Below are 20,157 nucleotides of genomic sequence, written 5' to 3'. Positions count from 1 at the left end.
TGTCATGGCTTGCTATACCTCTAACATACTTCCCAATCCTATTTTATCTCGCTTTTTTAAGAATGAAATAGCCCTGTTATTCTCTTTACTAAGAGATGTTCTTTAAATTCAAAATATTCATGATTAGATTTATCGTTCATTGTCGATTAGTTAAATATTCTTATATTTTTGATATAGGTATCCAACATTATACATAAATATCTGTTTTATGAGTTATTTTTCTTTTTTATTTAGTAATTCTAAAACTGCTTGACGGATAAATTCGGCATCTTCAGGATTTTGGTAGGGATTACCCGCACGATGTCCCCAGATCGAAGGAATGGGAAGATATGAACCATGGGGAATTAGCGCCGCCTCGCGATCGCAATCTTCGGGGGTAAAATACAAGTCCGTAGTGCTAGGCATGACTATAGTTTTCGCTTGAATCGATCGCATGGCAAGTTCATAATCTTTTTGATAAACAGGGTTATCGCTGACATCGCACCTGAGCCAAGTATCAATCATTGCAATCAAATTTCGCGGATCGCGCTTGCGATAGCCAGCTTCCCAACCACGCAGGAGATAATCTTCGAGAGATTCATAACCGAATTGATAACACAAACCTTCGCGATAAAAAGCTTGAGAGGCTGCCCAACTGGCGTATATTCTGGCAAAGGTGCGAAATCCGCGATCGGGAATACCGTCAAAACTAGTTCCATTCCAAGTTGGATCGCCAGTGAGGGAATAGCGCAAACTCTCTAAGAAAATGCGATTGTGATCGGTGGTTTTCGCCGTGCCGCAAATAGCCGCAATTCTTTCCACGCGATCGCTATATAACGTGCCCCAATGATAAGCCTGCTGAGCGCCCATCGACCAGCCGTAAACTAGGGCTAAGCGTTCAATCCCGAAGACTTCGCGTAGCAATTGCTCTTGAGCCGTTACGTTATCTAGATGGGTAAACCAGAAACCCTGCTCAGCTAAGCCACATTCAGCACAATTACTGGGTGAACTCGATAGCCCATTCCCAAACATATTGATGATAATCACGAACCATTTTGTCGGATCGAGAATGCCATCAGGTCGCACTAGCCATTCAATGTCGTGGTGTTGCGCTCCGTAGGAGGTGGGATAGAGAATTACATTCGAGCGATCGCGATTTAGTTCGCCGTAGGTCTGATACACCAATTGTGCTTGTGGCAAAACTGCCCCGCACTGAAGCTGAAAGTTCTTAATCGTGAAAATATTCATGCTACTAAATTCTCAGTCTTCGCGTCAAAATTAGCGATAATTTGACGATGGACGTTGAAGTAGCCATTTTCAACACATTCAAAATGGCTACTTAGTTTTGTATGGGCTGCGCCTAATTGATGGAAGGGAATGGAAGCATAGAGATGATGCTCGGCATGGTAGGAGATATTCCAAATCAGGAATCGCAAAGGCGCAAGAGTCAGGGTAGTGCGGGTATTGGCGAGCATATTGTCGGTATTGGGGCGATCGGTATGCTCGGCTAATAGCAAAAATCTTAAAATCGGCTGACCGACTGCGAGGGGGAGCATCCAATAGGTAATAAACCAAGGCTGTTGGAAATACACAGAAATAGCGATCGCTACCGCATAAACCAATAGCTGTAAACGGTTAGAGCGAATTACTTCGGCACGGGAGCTTTCAGGAATAAATGGGCAATTTTCTAAGTTGCCAATCGCTGTGAGGAAATGTCTCTTAAACTTGCCAATCCACCAAGTAATCCCGCTAATTTCGATAATATATTCCTTGAGATTTGTCGGTTTGCGATCGCTAAGTTCAGGATCTTTATCAGGAATTTGGGTATAGCGATGATGCCACTTGTGATAGAGCCGATAGAAGGTACTGTTATAAAAAGATAAAAGTCCTGCCAACCAACAAAGCACATCATTGGCGCGATTATTCGTAAAAACGGTGCGGTGGGATGCCTCATGCAATGGCGCAAACATAATCGCAAAGCTAAATCCGTAAATAACTAATGCTGGTATAGCTATAAACCAGCGATCGCTCAGATTTCCCATACTTGCACCCCAGAGATAGCCACTACCTACCATCACGGCTAAATGTCCTATTAGTTGCAAGGTTCCTTTTAGATTTGACTTGGCATTTAAAACGCTTAATTCTTGAGGAGACAGAATTTGCGTAGGTTTAATATCGCTTGAAAACATGACTAAAAACTCAATATTTACTGACAGTTTGGCGTTGGACTATGTATATTTAGGACTTACCCAAAAGAACGAGATGTAGGGGCAATTCATGAATTGCCCCTACGGTAAAATGAGGCTTTCAGGGCATTTTGCGTAAGTCCTAATATTCATAAGTATCTTGTCAAAGCGTTTCTGAATAAGTCAAAGTTAATACAAACCCGATCGCCTGAAATCTCTGTTAGCGTAAAGTAAACCTTGCCTAGTTTTCTAAATAAATTTTATGCTCCTACATTTATCCACATGGCAAGAAGTTGAAGACTACTTGCAGCGATCGCAAGCGGTGATTATTCCCATCGGTTCCACTGAGCAGCATGGACCCACGGGATTAATTGGCACGGATTTTATTTGTGCCGAAGCGATCGCTCGTGCGGTGGGCGAAAAAGCCGACGCTCTGGTTACTTCGACGCTGACTCTGGGCATGGCGGAGCATCATACAGGTTTTGCAGGGACGATTAGCCTTAAGCCTTCAACGCTGACCTTAGTGATTCATGATGTGGTGCGATCGCTTGCCAAGCATGGATTTAAACGCTTCTTCTTTCTCAATGGGCATGGTGGCAATATTGCTGTTCTTAAAACTGCTTTTACCGAGATTTATAATGAACTGCCTGATGTACGTTGTCGGCTTGGGAATTGGTGGGCTAGCAACGAAATATATAAACTTGTCAAAGAGCTTTATGGCAATCAGGAAGGCTATCACGCTACGCCTAGCGAAATTGCAGTGACGATGTATCTCTATCCCGACGCGATCAAAAAGGCGACGCTTAGTGAATCTGTCAATAAAGATAGCCGCATCTATAGCCCCGAAGAATTTCGCAAACGTTACCCCGATGGACGTATGGGTTCAAATCCTGCTCTCGCCACTGTGGAACATGGGCAACAACTTTTTGAACTTTCCGTCAAGGAACTAGTCAGCCAGTACAACGATTTTCTTGCTGAAATTTAAGGTTAAGCAAAATAGCCAGTCTTTGCCATAAATTAACGATTTTGGCGCAAGATTAAGTCATTTGCAGCAAAGCACAAACTCAACAATCGTTGTATGCTGTCAGCTTAAACATCAAAAGTACTTGCATTTCTGCATCATGCTTGATCGCGCAACCATAACCGTAGCCATTTCTTTATGCCCTGAAGAGGCAGTTTGTTATTTAGCGAGGGTATACACCACCCTAGTTATTTTCAATCCGCCTGAATTTCTCAAAACTTCTATTGAAAGTAGAGTCTTGATTCATTCCCTTGGCTATCCTGACCATCCCGACTCGGCTCATACCTGTCGGCAACTAATGGATGAGTTTGGTTTCGATACTGATACTTTCCCTGCTTGTGCAATCCAAGGACTAGCAACGATCGCTTCGATATTTCCCTGCAATCGCGATAACTTGGCAGTAGATTTTGAGTTAGATCGCCATCTAGACATTGCACCCACGAGCCTCATTGATATTCAATCAAGGGTACAAGACCAAGGACAGGAAGCATGGCTAGTGCAGCTAAAGGACACTTACTTTTTGCAAGAGCCAATTTATGATGTTTTGCCACCAATGCACATTGCTACAGGAGATGTGTGGTTACCGCAAAACCCATCTCATGTAGAAGATTTCCAAAATGCTATCAGTCGTGACATTCTCCGCAGTAAAGTTTAAGCAGTCTGTGATTTAAAACAAAAGGCATCGCTTTGCGATGCCTTTTGTAATTATGTCTATTTTGGTTAGGGAATACTAAAAGCTTGCAATTTGCTACTACCTTCTTTGCGGAGGAAATTACTTGCAAAAATTAACTTCCTCTTTCCAGACTTAGGATCGACATCACTGATCACAGGTAGGTGGTAAACATGGGTATTCATTAAAGTTGGAGTCCTCCATACGAGTTTCCCAGTTTTGGCATCAAAGGCACTAATCCAGCTATTGTTATCGGCAGAGCCATAAAAGCCAAAGGTGGCATTTTTGATTTCCATATCGAATACATAAATTAACCCATCTGCCAAGACTAAATCTGGTGGTTCGTCGTAGTAGACGCGAGGTAGCTCAAATCTGCGTAAAAATCTGCCAGTTTCTTTATCCAGCACCACAAAGTTATTACCAGAGTTGCCATTAGATTGCCATACATACACTTCGCGATCGCTGACAGCTTTGACTTTACCAGTAATCACATACGACCACTTCTCTTTACCAGTTTTGAGATCGATCGCCCGCAGTCTGCCCGATGACTTCATATCACTATTGCCAAAAACAGAGGTATAGAGCGTATCTTCCCAAACGCTGGCTCCATATAAACTATCTCTTTCTTTTGATTCCCAATTCCATAAAATTTTGCCTGAAGTCACATCAATTACTGTAAATTGTTCGATCCGATTTGTACCTTTGTCATGGAAGGAAGGTAATAATAAAATGCCATTCTGTACCAACGTCTTGATGGCAGGAATATCAATTAAGCCATTGGTTTTAGGAAGTTGGTATGACCAGAGCATTTTATCTTTGCCAAATACATTAAATCCAAATACCTTAGTTTGATATTCTGTGCGACTTGTAAAGTCACTATCTTTGGTCGGGATTGAGTCACCATAGATGATGATGCCTTTATGAACGCCCATCAAGCGATCGCGAATACCTGATCTTGTCTGATCATCATAGGTCAAGGAGAATTGGGGAGTGCCAGTCTGCATATCAAATCCAACAACTCCCCGATCATGGCTGACGTAGATAAAGCCATCATCGAGAATTAGTTTGCGATTTCCTAGGGTTTGGTAATTTGGCAACTTTTGCTGCCATAGCTCCTTCCCCGACTCAGTATTAATCGCGAATAGAGTGGCAGAGTAGTCTTCCGTCTCAGGGTCATGCTTAGAATTGGCAACCACAAAGAGGCGATCGCCAGTTGTAATCATTTCCGTACTTGCCTGTAGATTGACTGTCCATTCAGGCTGAATGATCACTTCAGGATTGTTAGCATGGGCGGCAAGATGTAAGCCTAGTAACAGTAATAACGAAATTAGAAAATACTTCCCAAAGTTAACTAATTTTCGCGAGTCTAGTAGTTTGAATTTTGTGAGTATTACGTTCATAACGGCGATCGCGATATTTCTCAATAATTTTCAAGATTATAATTTATAGCAATGTAAGTTTTGCTTAGGACATCTTCCCTTACCTTGGGTATGGCAAAACATCACACAAGTTTTACAGGCAGGATCAGCCTCAAACCTTCCACACTGGCTAATGTGTCATGATCAATAAAGGCATCGCTTCGCGATGCCTTTATCACTTTAGGGAATAAGAAAAGAATGAACTTTACTACTACCTTCGGTTCTCAGGAAATTGCTAGCAAAAATCAAACGTTTCTTCTCAGGTTTGTCGGCTACAGCACTAACAACAGGTGGATAGTTAATAGAGCTATTTAGCAAAGTGGAAGTCCGCCAGACTAATTTGCCAGTTTTATCGTCAAATGCACCTAACCAACTATTTCTAACAGGACCGAAAAAGTCTACTGTCTCATTTTCGGTTTCTAGTGCCTCTATGTAAACCAGACCACCTGCCCAAGTTAAAGTTTGAGGCTCCAGACTATCGCCAAGGATCACTGTAAATCTGCGTAAGAATTTGCCAGTTTCCTTGTCTAACACCACAAAATTACCATTAACGTTATCTTTTGATTCCCAGATCAAAACTTCGCGATCGCTAACAGCTTTAGTTCGCCAATTAGTTTCGTCAGTAATGGCATACGACCATTTTTCTTTGCCAGTTTTGAGGTCAATCGCTCGGAGTCTTTCTGACGGCTGCATCTTGCCATTATCGAAAACTGAGGTATAGAAGAGCGTATCTCCTAAAACATTTGATCGTGAGCCTAAGCCATCAGGTTGTCGCGGGGCTTCCCAAGTCCAAAGCACTTTACCTGAGGCAACATCCATCACTGTAAATTGTTCAATCCCACCTGCGGTTGTGTTGTGACGAGAAGGTAAAAAGAGAATTCCATTCTGTACCACTGGCTCGATTGGCGAAATACCACCAATCAACCCATTTTTAGGAAGATGATATGACCAGATAGTTTTATCTTTAGTGATGGCAAATACTTTTGTTTCATACTCTGTGCGACTAAAGTCACTTTTATCAATTGGGATAGAATCACCATATACTACGATATCCTGATGTATCCCCATCAAGCGATCGCGACTACCACTACTATTTGTATTTGTATACTTAAAAGATATTTTAGGAGAACCAGTTTTAAGATTAAATCCCGTAACACCATCGTCATGACTGACATAAATAGTTCCATTCTCTAAAATTAACTGGCGACTACCAGGATTTTGACGAAATGGTAATTTCTGCTGCCATTGCACTTTTCCTGACGCAATATTAATTGCAAATAAAGTTGCCGAATAATCTTTTGGCTCTACACTATCGTTCAAATCCTCAATCACAAATACCTGCTCACCAGTCGTAATCAGTGGGGTACTTGCTTGTAAATTAGCTGTCCACTCAGGCTGAATTATAACTTCAGGATTATTGGCATTGGCAGCAAGATGCAAACCCAACAGCAGCAGCAAGGAAATTAGAAAGTATTTCCCAAAATTGATCAACTTTCGCGAATCTAGCAATTTAAATTTTGAGCTTATGACATGCATAATGGTTCTGCAATTTAATTAAGGGAACCAATTTTTGGTGGCGCGGCACAGCCGCGCCACCAAAAATTGGTTCCTTATTTTACGGCTAAGCCCTAATGGCGATCGCTATATTTTTCAAAAGCTCTAAAGATTATAATTTATACATTATTTTTACTTTAAATTCATAAACAAAAGCAATTATTAAAGTTAAATCAAAAGCAAATATGGGTATCACTGTTTTGGTAGATTTGATCTTGGGAAAGAAGTAATAATAAATACAATTTAATCAATTTTTATAAGGATCGGTTCAGAATTATGAGCAGTAAACCCAACCGTGTTGTTGTGATTGGAGTTGCAGGAGACTCTGGCTGTGGAAAATCTACATTTTTACGCAGGTTAAATGATCTGTTTGGCGAAGAATTTATGACCGTGATTTGTCTAGATGACTATCACAGCCTAGATCGCAAACAACGGAAGGAAACGGGAATTACTGCACTTGATCCGCGTGCGAATAATTTTGACTTGATGTATGAGCAAGTCAAAGCCCTCAAGGAAGGTAAATCGATTATGAAACCGATTTATAATCATGAGACAGGCTTGCTCGATCCTCCTGAATTAGTTGAGCCTAATAAAGTGATTGTGATCGAAGGCTTGCATCCAATCTATGACGAGCGGGTGCGTAGTCTCCTCGACTTCAGTATTTACCTCGATCTCAGTGATGAAGTCAAAATCGCTTGGAAGATTCAACGGGATATGGCTGAGCGTGGTCATACCCTTGCGGATGTCATGCAGGCGATCGAGTCCCGTAGACCCGACTTTGAAGCATATATTGATCCTCAAAAAGCCCATGCTGATGTGATCATTCAAATCCTACCCACAAATCTGATTGCTAATGATACCGAGCGGAAGGTATTGCGAGTGCGCTTAGTTCAACGCAGTGGTGTTGAGGGAATTGAGCCAGCTTACCTATTTGATGAAGGTTCGACAATTTCTTGGATTCCCTGTGGTACAAAACTGACTTGCTCTTATCCAGGAATTAAGCTATTTTCGGGACCTGATAGCTGGCTGGGTCAACCTGCAAGCGTCTTGGAAATCGATGGACAATTCGATCGCCTTGAAGAGATGGTCTATATCGAAAATCATCTTAGCTGCATCAATACTAAGTTCTACGGCGAATTAACCCAGCTTCTACTCAAGCATCCTGATTATCCTGGCTCTAACAATGGTACTGGGCTATTGCAAATTATCGTTGGATTGAAGATGCGGGCTACCTTTGAGCGACTGACCCAACAAGCGGAACAATTGGTCGCAGCTTAAATCACAGCAATATTTTCGTTTTATAGCTATAGCCAACCCAAATAGTGTGAGGCGGCGCTTCGCGCCGCCTCACACTATTTGGGTTTTATGTCCTAACAAGAATGGCGACAGCTATAGCTCAAAGGATTATCAAGGGAATTAGCAAAGCTAATTCCCTTGATTTTTGGTTGCGAAAGGACTGCTAAACCAATAGCCTTGATCATCGTGATGTTCAAAAAGTAAGCGGCGGCGACACAAATTCAGTGCTTCCGATGAGATTACATGCTCGTTAGTCAAGTATTTCTGCAAAGCTTGCCGATCGCGATCTCTGATTGTTGATAAACGAGTGAGGCGATCGCTCTCCAAAATGCGGTTAACAGTTTCCAAATGAATCGGCGGAGATTCTGATTGCAAACAACCTTGTAAGAGTGATAGTAAATAGGGCAGATGCCCATAACTTGCTAAACATAGCTGATCAAGAGTTTCCAGATGATCAAAGCAGTTAGTAATTTGCTCTAATCGCTGATCAGGGGAAATATTTGGCATCATTCTCGCTAAAACAACTTGGCGTAGTAGATTTAGAGTTTCCGGATTAACCACACCATTGCGATCGCATAGCTGTAAATTTGATAACACAATTGGGCTATTACCCTTCAAATATTGCTGAAATCTGAGCTGAAATTGTTCATTAGGATGGGCGATCGCGAGCAATGGCAAACAGTAAATCGTGTGACATTGAAATTGACGCAAATATTTACCACCTTTTCCAAAAATGCTCTCGACCTGCTCTATAGATAGCCGATCAAGGTTATCGACCAAAAACACTAGCCCTTTTTTTCCAGTTTGTTTAAGTCGATCAACGGCGATTCCTGTTACTTCTTCGATCGCCACGATTAGTAAATTGGGAAGACGTGTTTCCAAATGATGGTGTAACTGGCGGCGGTTCTGCTCACTATCTTGCAACGCTTGCAAAATTTTTTGTAACCGTTGCACATGGGTAGAGCCTACCGATGGAATCATTTTCATCCATTTTTCGATTTCAGTAATCGCATTGGGCAAATAAGCTAGGGATAATGAATCTCCTTGGCTTTCTAGTTGCCGCAAAATTAGCTTCAGAATTACTAGCCAAAGCTCTATTAAGCCAACATCAGTAATTTGGAGATATTGGTCAGCCATACAATAAATTACGGCAAAGCCTTGCTGCTCAAGCTCAGATTTTAAACGTAGCAGTTCCGTTGATTTACCACCACCTAAATTTCCTGAGAATAATTGATAGGTTGGTTTATTAGGAGATAAAGCGATCGCTCTCCGCATTCGCTTCACCACATCTTCTCCCCTAGCCATCGCCAAATCTATATAGTAATGAGCTTCCTTTTGTAAACTGATATCAAAGCTAGGATTGCAAGCGTGGAGAGATTCAAGATTTGACATAACGCAGAAATAATTAGGTGGATGACGAAGGGCATAAGCTCCTTGTTTGTCTTGGCACACAAGTAACGCTGTGAGCTTATGCTCACCACGTTACTTAAATAAATACTCGATCGCACAAACTCGGCACATCTGCCAACGGGATATTTCACCAGTTAAGGCGGGGCGATCGCATCTTGGACATTGGGGCATTTGATTAGTTCTTAACTTCATCACATTTTGCCAACGCTGGAAAGCTTCACTTGCTGTTTCAGGAGCTTTAGGGCTTTCTAATTTAATTTTAAGATTTGGCTTGAGTTGGCGAGGGGATGACTCATTGGCGATCGCTGGTGGTAAATAGCTGGGATGATCTTCCGTGACAACTTTGCGCTCTTTTAAGGTTTGCTGTTGGGTTGCCCATTTTGCAGTTGAGAAATGAATATCAGCGATCGCTAAATTTCCCGAACCAACAAATAGAGCATTTATTTTCGCCAAAATCCTTACTCTTTCAAAGGTCAGAGCCTGTGACCAAACTGAACTAGACACAGCCACTTGTAACGCTTTTTGATATACCCCAATTGGGCAAGTTTGTTTAGCTACCGATTCACCGACAATATCAGCCCATTTTTCGACAATCAGCAAATATTGACAGCGTTGCTGCCAACTAGTACGCGCCTGAATGCCGTGCAAAATATTTGGTAACCCTGTCAAGGACATGCTCGTAAACCAAACAGAACTTTGCTTAAGATTAGCATTTTTATAAGTAGGGTATGCCAAAACCTAGAAAGGTGTACTGACTGCGTAGCAGTCAGTACACCTTTCTAGGTAATTTATGCGTAGCTACTTACTTTCTGAAAACAGCGATAATATTTAAAGTTGATTTTGAGTAATAATTTTCTATGTTTGGAAGTTTGTTTAAATCGCGATCGCCAGATCCAGCCCGTGTTCCCAAAGGTCAGAGATTAACTAATGGTTTTCCCATTATGACCTATGGAGATACTCCCCAAATTAAGCCTCAAGATTGGCAACTACGTGTATGGGGACTCGCCACCGAGAAAACCTTTACATGGAACGACTTTATGGCTATGCCACAAACAGAATTTACTGCCGACTTCCATTGTGTCACTACATGGTCAAAACTCGATGTGCAATGGAAAGGAGTCAAAGTGACAGACTTCTTAAAATATATCGAAGTCGATCCTAAAGCCGTGCATTTAATGGAACATTGCTACGGTGGCTATACGACAAATATTGCGATGGAAGATTTTGTGCGAGAAGAGAATTTCTTCGCGCATACACTCTTTGATCAGCCGTTACCGATTGACAATGGTGGCCCCATGCGACTAGTAGTCCCCCATCTCTATGCTTGGAAAAGTGCAAAATGGCTGAATGGGCTTGAGTTTCTCGACAAAATGCAACTAGGTTTCTGGGAACGCAATGGCTATCACCATCGCGGCGAACCTTTTGCTGAGGAAAGATATAGCTCGTTTTAGTACCAAAAGATGAGTGGCGGCGCGAAGCGCCGCCACTCATCTTTTGGTTTTTATATTGCTATAGCGATCGCGATCACATATGTTTAGTGAGTACAATTACGCAACTATCAAGGCTTACATCACGTCATAACTTAGAGAAAAACCTGATACTAATTACATCAAGAGTTAAGGAAGTGAGGAGCAAAGCGATGTCAGTATTTCATTTTGGCGGATTTATCTTTAAGTTTTACGCTGGTTCGATCGCTGTTTTAGTTTTAGCCAATGCTCTCTCCACACTCTAGATGCCTTAACACAGTGACCATTTTTCAACTGATAATTTTTTCCTGTAAGTTTTTTGTGAGCGCGATCGCAATTTTATTCCTCGCCAATGCGGTCTCTAACTTTTAAAATTTCTCCAGAAAAATGTCAAAGCATCTTATCCATTTTTGGGTAAGGTGCTTTTTATTGGACTACAAAAAATGAAAGCGGCGCGAAGCGCCGCTTTCATTTTTTTGGTTTATTTCATATAAATGGAACTTCTATCGAGATAGTCCTGAGACTGGATCAGGATAGGTGAAATCCCTTCTACAACTTGTTTTGATTTGTCAACAGGACTGTACTAAAATGGCTATTAGAGAAAATTTAAATATTTCTTAATTTCTATTCATTACATAGTTAAACCTCTAGTTTGGACAAACCCAAGGTCAAAAAAAATCTATGGTCGCAACCCCTGAAACCACAAACGCAGCCACTCCCGCCTTTTGTGAAGGCATTCAGTACTTTGGCGAACCGTTGGAGGGGTTCGACGAGCTAGGACGTATACCCGTTCTTAGCCCTGACAAATCTGGTGTCACTGATCCAAGCGATCGCGCTGCGGTGTTTCAAACTTTACTAGCAGCCGACGCTCTGCGCTATCTCACCTTACAAGTCACAGCCAGCAAAGCATCAGGTCACCCTGGCGGATTTGCTAGTAGCGCCGAAGCAGTAGCAGCCTTTTATATGCTCGGTCACAAGAATATGCCCACAGAAGTTGGACATCATGCCCCCGGGTATTACAGCGCCATGTTTCTCGATCGCTCCCTTGAGGATATGGGCATCAACACTGTAAGTCAAATGCGCGAAAGATATCGTGAAAAGCATGGCTTGCTTGGTCACTTGTCAGGATTTATCCCCGGAATTTTAGCTCCTGCGGGGCCCCTTGGACAGGGACAGCATTTTGCGATGGCAGCGGCGCTGTTACATCGCGATAAGCTTTTCCCAGTAACCATGGGTGATGGTGGGATGGGTGAACCCTATCCAATTAGCTCGATCGCCCATTTTCATACCGCCTATCCTGAAGTCACCAATTTTATTCCGATTCTGGTGTGGAATGGGTTTAGCCAAGAACATCACAGCATGGTTTCGACAAAGACCAATGCCGAAATGATTGCTTTTTGGAAAGGGAATGGCTTTGATGAAGTGATTTTGGTTGATGCTAAGGATTTTGACGATCAGCATCAGGAAGGAGCTTATGTTGATAGTACTGCCTTCTCTTTCAAACAACGCCTTGCTTTTACAGAAGCAGTTCTCGTTGGTGTGGATAAAGCGGCGAAACTTGCCTTTGGTGGGAAGCTGACTGTATTTATCATCAAGCAACTTAAAGGCGCAGGAGTTCATGCACGCGGTGCAAAATCCCATAATCTCTATGCTCACCACACCCTCGACAATGCCGATGTGGTTGCTGGCTTAAAATCCCGTGCGCTCAATCCTGAAGCATGGCAAACCGTTCGCACCAATTTAGAATGGGCTGGTGGCGGTTCTTCTTCTAAAACTGCGGTTACAGAATCAGTCTTAGCATTAACGGATTTGGGAACTTTGCCTCTCGAAGAATATGCGGCTGGCGAAGCCAAGATCTCCACAACCGCTATGGGACGCTTAGTTGGTTATGTCGGACAAACCGACAAGCGCTATATCGTCACCAATGCTGATGGTAACGAAGCTTCAGGAATTGCCAATATTAACCAAGCTCTGAAAATCAATCACCCCACCACTGATGCTCTTTATAATCAAGAACCTGGTGGACAGGTGTATGAACCTCTGAGCGAAGATGCCTGTGCAGGTTTAGCAGTCGGCTTGGCATTAATGGGTAGCCGTACTCTCTGGTGTTCCTATGAATCCTTTGCGATTAATGGACTTCCCATTTGGCAGACCGTCACTCAAGCGATGGCTGAGTTACGTCGTCCCACGCCTGCAACGGTATGTCTGTTCACCGCAGGAGCTTTAGAGCAAGGACGTAACGGTTGGACACACCAACGCCCTGAAATCGAAGGTTATTTTGCAGCAATGATGCGAAATGGCAACGTGTTCCCACTGTTCCCTCTTGATGCTAATAGCATTCAGGTTTGTTATGACTGGGCACTAAAAGCGGTGAATAAGGGTGTGGTAATTACGGCTAGCAAATCTCCTTTGCCAATCCGTACTACCTTTGAGCAAACCAGACAGGCTCTAGAAGATGGCGCGATCGCTTTGCAAGAAATTGCAGGTGAGAAGAAGGTCGTCTTCGCTGTCATCGGTGACATGATGTTGCTTCCTGTTTACGAAGCTGCACAAAAGCTGGCGGAACAAGGGATCGGCTCCAAAATTGTCTCAGTTGTTAGCCCTCGTCGCCTTTATCGGGCAACTGATGTAGCTTGGGATACTTGCTCTGAGCCAGATGGCAAGTTCCTAAGTGATGCTGATTTTGAGGCTTTCTTTGGTGGTGATGCTTTGATTGGTGTCGTTGGTGGTGCATCGGCACTCCTCGAACCAGTGATGCTCCGCAGCAATAGCAAGCGTGATATCTTCTCATGGAAGCGCGGCGAAACCACAGCTTCGGCAGGTCAATTGTTTGATTTTAATGGCATGAATGCTGAGGCGATTTGCGATCGCGCTAAGCAGTTGATTAGCTAACTTGGATTAACCTTCTTGACTGAGGGAATTAACCCCTCCCTAACCCTCCCCTTGCAAAGGGGAGGGAACAAGATTTCCACTTTCCCCCCTTTGCAAGGGGGAATTAAAGGGGATTAGATTGCAAATAAATTCTTTCAACTTCTGAGGCAGGTAGAGGTCTATTAAATAGGTAGCCCTGTCCGTATTGACAGCCAACATTTTGTAACCATTCAAGCTGCTCCTTAGTCTCAATTCCTTCCGCAATTACGGCTAAGCCAAGCTGATTACTAAGCGCAATAATTGTATCAACGACATGATAGTGGCGATTTTCGGTTTGAATTTGGCTCACAAAGGAGCGATCAATTTTGAGGTTATCCACTGGGAAGCGATGGAGATAGCCAAGAGAAGAATACCCCGTTCCGAAATCATCAATGCTGATTTGAATTTGACGCGATCGCAATTCTTTGGTTAGGGCGATCGCCGATTCAGCATTGTCCATAATCGCACTTTCGGTAATTTCTAATTTGATATTAGCGGGATTAGCTTTGGTTTCGGCAATGATGTGATCGATATCGGCAAGTAGCGTCGCAGAGGAAAACTGGCGCACGGAAAGATTGACACTCATGGTGAGTTCTGTCCAGCCTTGCTGCTGCCATGCATAAAGTTGCTGACAAGCTTGCTTAAATACCAACATTCCCACAGGTACAATTAAGCCCGTCATTTCCATAGAAGGAATAAATTCTGCGGGTGAAACCATGCCCCGTTCAGGATGTTGCCATCTTATTAAAGCTTCAAATCCTACTAGTTTTTGAGTTTGTAACTCGATGATTGGTTGGTAAAAGAGCATAAACTCTTGTTGTTCTAGCGCTCGTTGCAGATCGTTCTCTAAAATCAGACGATTGTACATAGCTAGATGCATTTGGCGATCAAAGATTTGATGACTGTCTTTGCCACGCAATTTGGCTTGATACATCGCTGTATCTGCATCTTGCAAAAGTTCTTCAGGTTTATGATCGCTATATTTGCCTAGTGCAATTCCCATACAGACAGTGATAAAGATTTCACAATTTGCCACTGCGAAGGGTTGAGAAAAGCTTTGGAGAATTTCTTGCAAAAATGGCTCAAGGGATGTTTCTTCTTCAATCTCATGGAGTAGAAAACAAAATTCATCTCCACCCATTCGTGCTAATAAATCGTGGGGACGCAGATGCCTCTGTAACCGTTGGGCAATCGCCATCAGTAACTGATTACCAACCGCATGACCAAAGGAACCGTTCACCAATTTAAACTGATCGCAGTCTATATAAACTAGAGCCAGCGATGATTCTCCCGCTTGTAATCTATCTTTTAGTTCTTGAACTAAGAATGTCCGACTTGGCAACTTTGTAAGTGCATCCTCCAAAAGCATATTTTGCAATTGGGCGGTGCGCTTCTGCACCATTGCTTCTAATTGAGTATTGAAGGTTGCTAATTGTTGATATTGCTGGTGAATGCGAATCATCGATCGCACTCTTGCGGTTAACTCCAGCCGATTGACAGGTTTACTAATAAAATCGTCAGCACCTGCAAACAAACATTGCGCGAGGTCTTTTTTGGTGGTTAGAGCCGTAACCACAATAATTGGCACGGCTTTCCATTGAGGCATCGCTTTAATGCGCCGACAGACCTCAATGCCATCCATATCAGGCATCATCACATCTAGCAAAATTAGATCGGGCTGAAATATTTCTAGGGATGAGATCGCATCTTTGCCATTAGCTGCATAGTGCAAATTATAGGATTGGGTTTGTTGTTCAAAGTCGTCGCTGGTACTTAAAAGCGTTTCAATTACATCAAAATTATCAGGTTCATCGTCAACAACTAAAATAGAAGGCTTGTTCATGGTTAATTAATATTGATTTGAAATTATATGAAAGCTAAAAGTTAGGGTTTGGCGATTTAATAAAGAACCAGATTTTTTGTAGCACGGCTAAGCTGTGCTACAAAAAATCTGGTTCTTTATTTTACTTCGAGTCTCTTAAGATCTAAAAATTGTTGAATAGTTTTTGTTAATTGCCTCAGCTTAACAGGTTTACTCAAATAATCACTAGCCCCTGCATCGATACATCGCTTAATATCATTTTCCATTGCTAGCGCCGTAAGAGCAATAATCGGAACATTCATTAAATCAGGGATTTGGCGAATTTGTTTCGTAGCTTCTAATCCATCCATCACAGGCATTTGAATATCCATTAGAATTAGATCAGGTTTTGCTGACCGTGCCAAAGCTATCGCCTCCTCTCCATTATTTGCTAAAACAATGACATAGCCTTTGGCAGTTAAGTAACTAGATACGGTCATGACATTGGCTTCATTGTCCTCTGCTAGCAAGATTACAGGAGCAGTTTGCGGAATCTGCCCAGATTCGATAACTAGCTCTGTCTGACTTTCCATAGTAACAAATACAGGTGCTGAAGCTGACTCAGTACAGGGAAGGATAACGGTAAAACAACTGCCCACACCTACTTCACTGGATAACATCACTTTGCCTCCATGCATTTCCACAATCCGTTTTACGAGAGCCAGCCCTAAACCTGTCCCCTGATATTGACGATTGAGGGCGCTATCGATTTGGATAAAGGGTTGAAATAGCTTACTGATATTTTCTGGAGCGATGCCGATACCTGTATCACTTATGGCAATGTGAAGATAGCTATTTACGTCTAATTCGGGTGGGGTAGAACCAATAGCAGCTTCCTGAGCAATAGCAGACAGGGGCTGACGGCTAACTTCTACGGTAATATGTCCACCGTCTGGAGTAAATTTGACCGCATTATTGAGTAAGTTAATCAAGACCTGACGAATGCGCCGTTCATCAACAATTAATTCAGGTAAGTTCGGAGCTAGTTTTGTTTCTAGTTGAATCGATTTTTTGAGAGCTTGCTGTTTAACAAAGGTGAGACTGGATTGACAGAGCGATTCCACAGAGATGGTGGAGTATTCTAGCTCAATCTGTCCAGATTCGATTTTGGCAACATCAAGAATGTCATTAATCAGTTCTAGTAAGTGAGAACCACTACGTTCAATCGTTTGAAGAGCTTTGATTTGGGCATTAGAGATTCTTCCAAAAACCTGCTCTTGCATTCCCTCCGTCATCCCCAGAATTGCATTAAGAGGGGTGCGGAGTTCATGGCTCATGTTAGCCAAAAATTCATCTTTGAGTCGGGTCGCACGAGCCAGTTCTTCATTGGACTCTGCTAGCCGTTGGTTGATTTCAGTAAGGTGTTTTTGGGTTTGTTGCCGATCGCGAAGTTCTTGTTGCAACTGTACAAATAAATCCGCCTGTTGAATGGCGATCGCTAACTGATTGGCAATTTGTTGGAGGAGATTAATCTCCCATGGTTGCCAATGGCGTGGGCGATCGCATTGATGGGCGATCAGCAATCCCCAGAGAGTGTCATTTTGAATAATCGGAACGACGAGTTTCGCTCTAACCTGTATTTCCGTAAGAAACTCAGCTAAGCAGGGTAACACCTCAAGTGGCTCGGCTTCGCGATCTCTGAGGGCAAATATTCTTCCTTGGAGGTAGCGATCGTAATTGACTTTGGGAAAAACCTCTTCAGGAAAAGTAATATCTAAAATTGACTGCCATTGAGATGAGACTGCTTCAGCAATCGCCGCACCTGTTCCGTCAGGAAAAACTCGATAGACTAGCGCTCGATCTGAGTTTAAGACCTGATGAATTTCATCCACGGTGGTTTTGAGAATTTCATCCAGATTTAGAGTGGATCGCATCCGTTGAGTGATTGTTTGCAATAATTTTGAATGATCAACTTGTTGGCGAATCATCTCTTCAGCTTGTTTGCGATCGCTAATATCCACGACCACACAAACACAATCATCCTCAGAGAGCATCGCAATGCCAATCAGCACATGAACTAGATGTCCATCCTTGTGATAGTAGACTTTTTCCCAAGGTGCAATTACGCGACTAAGTTTCAGGTGCTGGAGCGCATGGAGATCGCTGGGCAGATATTCGGCAGGGGTGATAGTTTCCCAACTAATCCGTTTGGCAATCAGATCTTCTCGACTGTAGCCAAGCAGTTCCAAGAAGCGATCGTTCGCATCGGTAATCTGACCGTTAAAGTCAGTAAACATCATCCCCACAATATTAGATTCAAAAACTCGACGGAAACGGGTTTCACTTGACTGTAAAGCAGCTTCGGCAAACTTACGAGCTGTGATGTCAACGCGAATCGCTAGATGATGCAATGTTCGACCTTGACTATTTGCAAAAGGAACAATAGTGCTATCGACCCAATAGAGACTGCCATTCTTAGCGCGATTACAAATTTCACCTCGCCAAATCTGACCATTAGAGATTGTTTGCCACAAATCTTGGAAAAAAGCGTGGGAATGATAGCCAGAGTTAATCAGGCGATGGGTTTGTCCGATCAGTTCGTCACGAGAGTAGCCAGAAATATCGCAAAAGCGATCATTGGCATAGGTAATTACTCCTTGAATATCCGTAATCGCCACGATCGCTGCCTGATCAAGTCCAATTTTAAATGAGGCTAGTTCTTGCAACTGCTTATAGGTAAGCTCAGCCTGTTTGTGAACATCATAGTGTTGCAAACTTTCGTAGGTTACTAAACCTACAAGACGATCGCTTTCATCGACAATGGGCAAATGCCTAATTTGACATTTTTGAAATATATTAATCGCCACCAACGCATCGGTAAAAGCCGACTTTTGCAAGGTAACTACGGGAGAAGTCATCACTTCCCTGATCAATAAATTATCTAATTTAATTAGGGGCTGTTGTTGGACAATCAGTCTGACAACATCTTGATGAGTGAAAATACCCAACAGATGCTCTCTTTCTACCACTAGCAGATAGTCCGCTTTTCCCCTATGCATTTTCGCGATCGCTTCCATCACCGTCGTCTCAGGCTCAACAACAAGAGGTTTGAGAATGATCATAGACGTTAGTGATAGATGGGCTAGAGGATCGGTAGAAGTAAACATAAGTTTATGAAGGGTGTTTTCAGGATTTGGCAAAGCTATAACTGTGGATAGAGCGGTAATGAAATATGTATAGTCGTCTCTTGCTGATAAATGCTAGTAATAGAAAAATTGCCGCCTGCGAGTTCAACAATCTTTTTGACCACCCTTAAGCCCAAACCGATACCTTGCTGCTCATAGCTTTTCCGCTCAAACTGGACAAAAGCATCAATGCGATTAATCTGCTCCTCGGTAAGTCCTCGACCTAAATCCTTCACTGACAAATTAAACATATTGCCTAGCACATGACTACTAATTTTGATCATCGTCCCTGCTATGGAGAATTTCACAGCATTTTCGACCAACTCATGGAGAATCGTCAAAAGGTAGCGATCCGATAGTGCGATCTCGGCATCCTCAAGGTCAAAGCTCAGATCATCACTACGTTTAAGCTCTTGAACATAGGATTTTAATGAAGCTTCAATCATGGCGCTAGAGAAGTTAGTATGAGCCAATTTGAATGACTCTTGGCGACTGGGAGAAACCTCAAGTTCTAGGTAGACCAGAAACTTTTTGGTTAAACTTTCTAAACGCTTTGCTGATTCATCAGCCCAACCTAGCATTTCGTGGATTTCGGCAATATCCATACTTTCGATGTCTTCTTTCAGCATGGCGATCGTGCCGATAATGCCATTGAGGGGTGTATTTAGCTCATGGGACATTCTCGAAGCTAAAGTACCACGCAATTCATTGAGAGTACTTTCCAGAATATTGATCGTATTGGCTTGGATATGGGATAGGGTTTGGATATTGTCATACTGTTGCTTGATTCTCAGCATTGAATGTACCCGCGCCCGCAGTTCAATACTATTAATTGGTTTACTAATAAAATCATCGGCTCCAGCATTGAGGCAATTAGCCATATCAGACTTAGAACTTAAAGCGGTCACCATAATGATCGGCACAGTTTGCCATTGAGTGCTGGCTTTAATCCATTTACAGACCTCAATGCCATCCATCTCTGGCATCATCACATCCAGCAAAATCAGATCGGGCTGAAAGGCTTTGAGACTAGCGATCGCGCTTTTACCATTAGCTGCATAATGCAATTCATAGTTATGTTCGCTCAAGAGAGCCTCAATCACATCAAAATTATTAGGCTCGTCATCAACAACTAAAATTGAGGATATATTTGTCATTGTATTGGTCATTGTTTTACTTTAGAAACCATTTAAGAATTGTCTAGATCCCCCCCAGTCCCCCTTAAAAAGGGGAGAGAATTTTCTTCTTCCCCCTTTTTAAG

14 protein-coding genes are annotated in these 20,157 nt (G+C 42.6%); 5 read left to right on the top strand and 9 right to left on the bottom strand.

Annotated elements, in window-relative coordinates; translation table 11 throughout:
* Positions 1-213 precede the first annotated feature (213 nt).
* Positions 214-1,227 (bottom strand): alpha/beta fold hydrolase, encoded by a 1,014-nt coding sequence (locus B9G53_RS09275; protein ID WP_094531450.1) that lies wholly within the window; start codon positions 1,225-1,227, stop codon positions 214-216.
* On the bottom strand, positions 1,224-2,168 hold the full coding sequence (locus tag B9G53_RS09270; RefSeq protein ID WP_094531448.1) for a fatty acid desaturase family protein: 945 nt from the start codon (positions 2,166-2,168) through the stop codon (positions 1,224-1,226). The genes B9G53_RS09275 and B9G53_RS09270 overlap by 4 nt, the downstream gene beginning before the upstream one ends.
* Positions 2,169-2,427: 259 nt before the next feature.
* On the opposite strand from B9G53_RS09270, the gene B9G53_RS09265 reads away from it, so the two are divergent.
* Together B9G53_RS09265 and B9G53_RS09260 are read left to right on the top strand one after the other, a co-directional pair.
* The gene (locus B9G53_RS09265) at positions 2,428-3,150 is read left to right on the top strand and encodes a creatininase family protein (protein WP_094531446.1); all 723 of its coding nucleotides are present in this window, start codon (positions 2,428-2,430) and stop codon (positions 3,148-3,150) included.
* Positions 3,151-3,286: 136 nt separating this feature from the next.
* The gene (locus B9G53_RS09260; RefSeq protein ID WP_094531444.1) at positions 3,287-3,841 is read left to right on the top strand and encodes a hypothetical protein; all 555 of its coding nucleotides are present in this window, start codon (positions 3,287-3,289) and stop codon (positions 3,839-3,841) included.
* Positions 3,842-3,906: 65 nt separating this feature from the next.
* On the opposite strand, the gene B9G53_RS09255 is transcribed toward B9G53_RS09260, so the two are convergent.
* Entirely contained in the window at positions 3,907-5,256 is a 1,350-nt protein-coding gene (locus tag B9G53_RS09255) for a PQQ-binding-like beta-propeller repeat protein (protein WP_094531442.1), read from the bottom strand.
* Between the two features lie 198 nt (positions 5,257-5,454).
* Positions 5,455-6,810 (bottom strand): PQQ-binding-like beta-propeller repeat protein, encoded by a 1,356-nt coding sequence (locus tag B9G53_RS09250; RefSeq protein WP_094531439.1) that lies wholly within the window; start codon positions 6,808-6,810, stop codon positions 5,455-5,457.
* 294 nt (positions 6,811-7,104) lie between these two features.
* Between B9G53_RS09250 and B9G53_RS09245 the strand changes: the two genes are divergently transcribed.
* Positions 7,105-8,106, top strand: coding sequence for a phosphoribulokinase (locus B9G53_RS09245; RefSeq protein ID WP_094531437.1), 1,002 nt, complete (start codon positions 7,105-7,107; stop codon positions 8,104-8,106).
* Positions 8,107-8,253: 147 nt separating this feature from the next.
* On the opposite strand, the gene B9G53_RS09240 is transcribed toward B9G53_RS09245, so the two are convergent.
* The gene (locus B9G53_RS09240; protein ID WP_094531435.1) at positions 8,254-9,516 is read right to left on the bottom strand and encodes an AAA family ATPase; all 1,263 of its coding nucleotides are present in this window, start codon (positions 9,514-9,516) and stop codon (positions 8,254-8,256) included.
* A 90-nt stretch (positions 9,517-9,606) separates the two neighbouring features.
* Positions 9,607-10,209, bottom strand: a complete 603-nt coding sequence (locus tag B9G53_RS09235) for a DciA family protein (protein WP_094531433.1) — start codon at positions 10,207-10,209, stop codon at positions 9,607-9,609.
* Between the two features lie 182 nt (positions 10,210-10,391).
* Here B9G53_RS09235 and B9G53_RS09230 point away from each other — a divergent pair, with 182 nt between their 5' ends.
* Together B9G53_RS09230 and B9G53_RS09225 are read left to right on the top strand one after the other, a co-directional pair.
* Positions 10,392-10,985, top strand: a complete 594-nt coding sequence (locus tag B9G53_RS09230) for a sulfite oxidase-like oxidoreductase (RefSeq protein ID WP_094531431.1) — start codon at positions 10,392-10,394, stop codon at positions 10,983-10,985.
* A 696-nt stretch (positions 10,986-11,681) separates the two neighbouring features.
* Positions 11,682-13,892 (top strand): transketolase, encoded by a 2,211-nt coding sequence (locus B9G53_RS09225; protein ID WP_094531429.1) that lies wholly within the window; start codon positions 11,682-11,684, stop codon positions 13,890-13,892.
* A gap of 103 nt (positions 13,893-13,995) precedes the next feature.
* On the opposite strand, the gene B9G53_RS09220 is transcribed toward B9G53_RS09225, so the two are convergent.
* The 3 genes from B9G53_RS09220 to B9G53_RS09210 all read right to left on the bottom strand — a co-directional run bounded on the left by B9G53_RS09220 (position 13,996) and on the right by B9G53_RS09210 (position 20,065).
* On the bottom strand, positions 13,996-15,753 hold the full coding sequence (locus B9G53_RS09220; RefSeq protein WP_094531427.1) for an EAL domain-containing protein: 1,758 nt from the start codon (positions 15,751-15,753) through the stop codon (positions 13,996-13,998).
* Between the two features lie 116 nt (positions 15,754-15,869).
* On the bottom strand, positions 15,870-18,878 hold the full coding sequence (locus tag B9G53_RS09215) for a PAS domain S-box protein (protein ID WP_094531425.1): 3,009 nt from the start codon (positions 18,876-18,878) through the stop codon (positions 15,870-15,872).
* A 35-nt stretch (positions 18,879-18,913) separates the two neighbouring features.
* Positions 18,914-20,065, bottom strand: a complete 1,152-nt coding sequence (locus B9G53_RS09210; RefSeq protein WP_254923603.1) for a hybrid sensor histidine kinase/response regulator — start codon at positions 20,063-20,065, stop codon at positions 18,914-18,916.
* Between the last annotated feature and the right edge of the window lie 92 nt (positions 20,066-20,157).

The organism is Pseudanabaena sp. SR411 (assembly GCF_002251945.1).
Classification (GTDB): domain Bacteria; phylum Cyanobacteriota; class Cyanobacteriia; order Pseudanabaenales; family Pseudanabaenaceae; genus Pseudanabaena.
The sequence above is the reverse complement of the archived record's forward strand: the minus strand, read 5'-3'. Positions and strand labels throughout refer to the sequence as shown.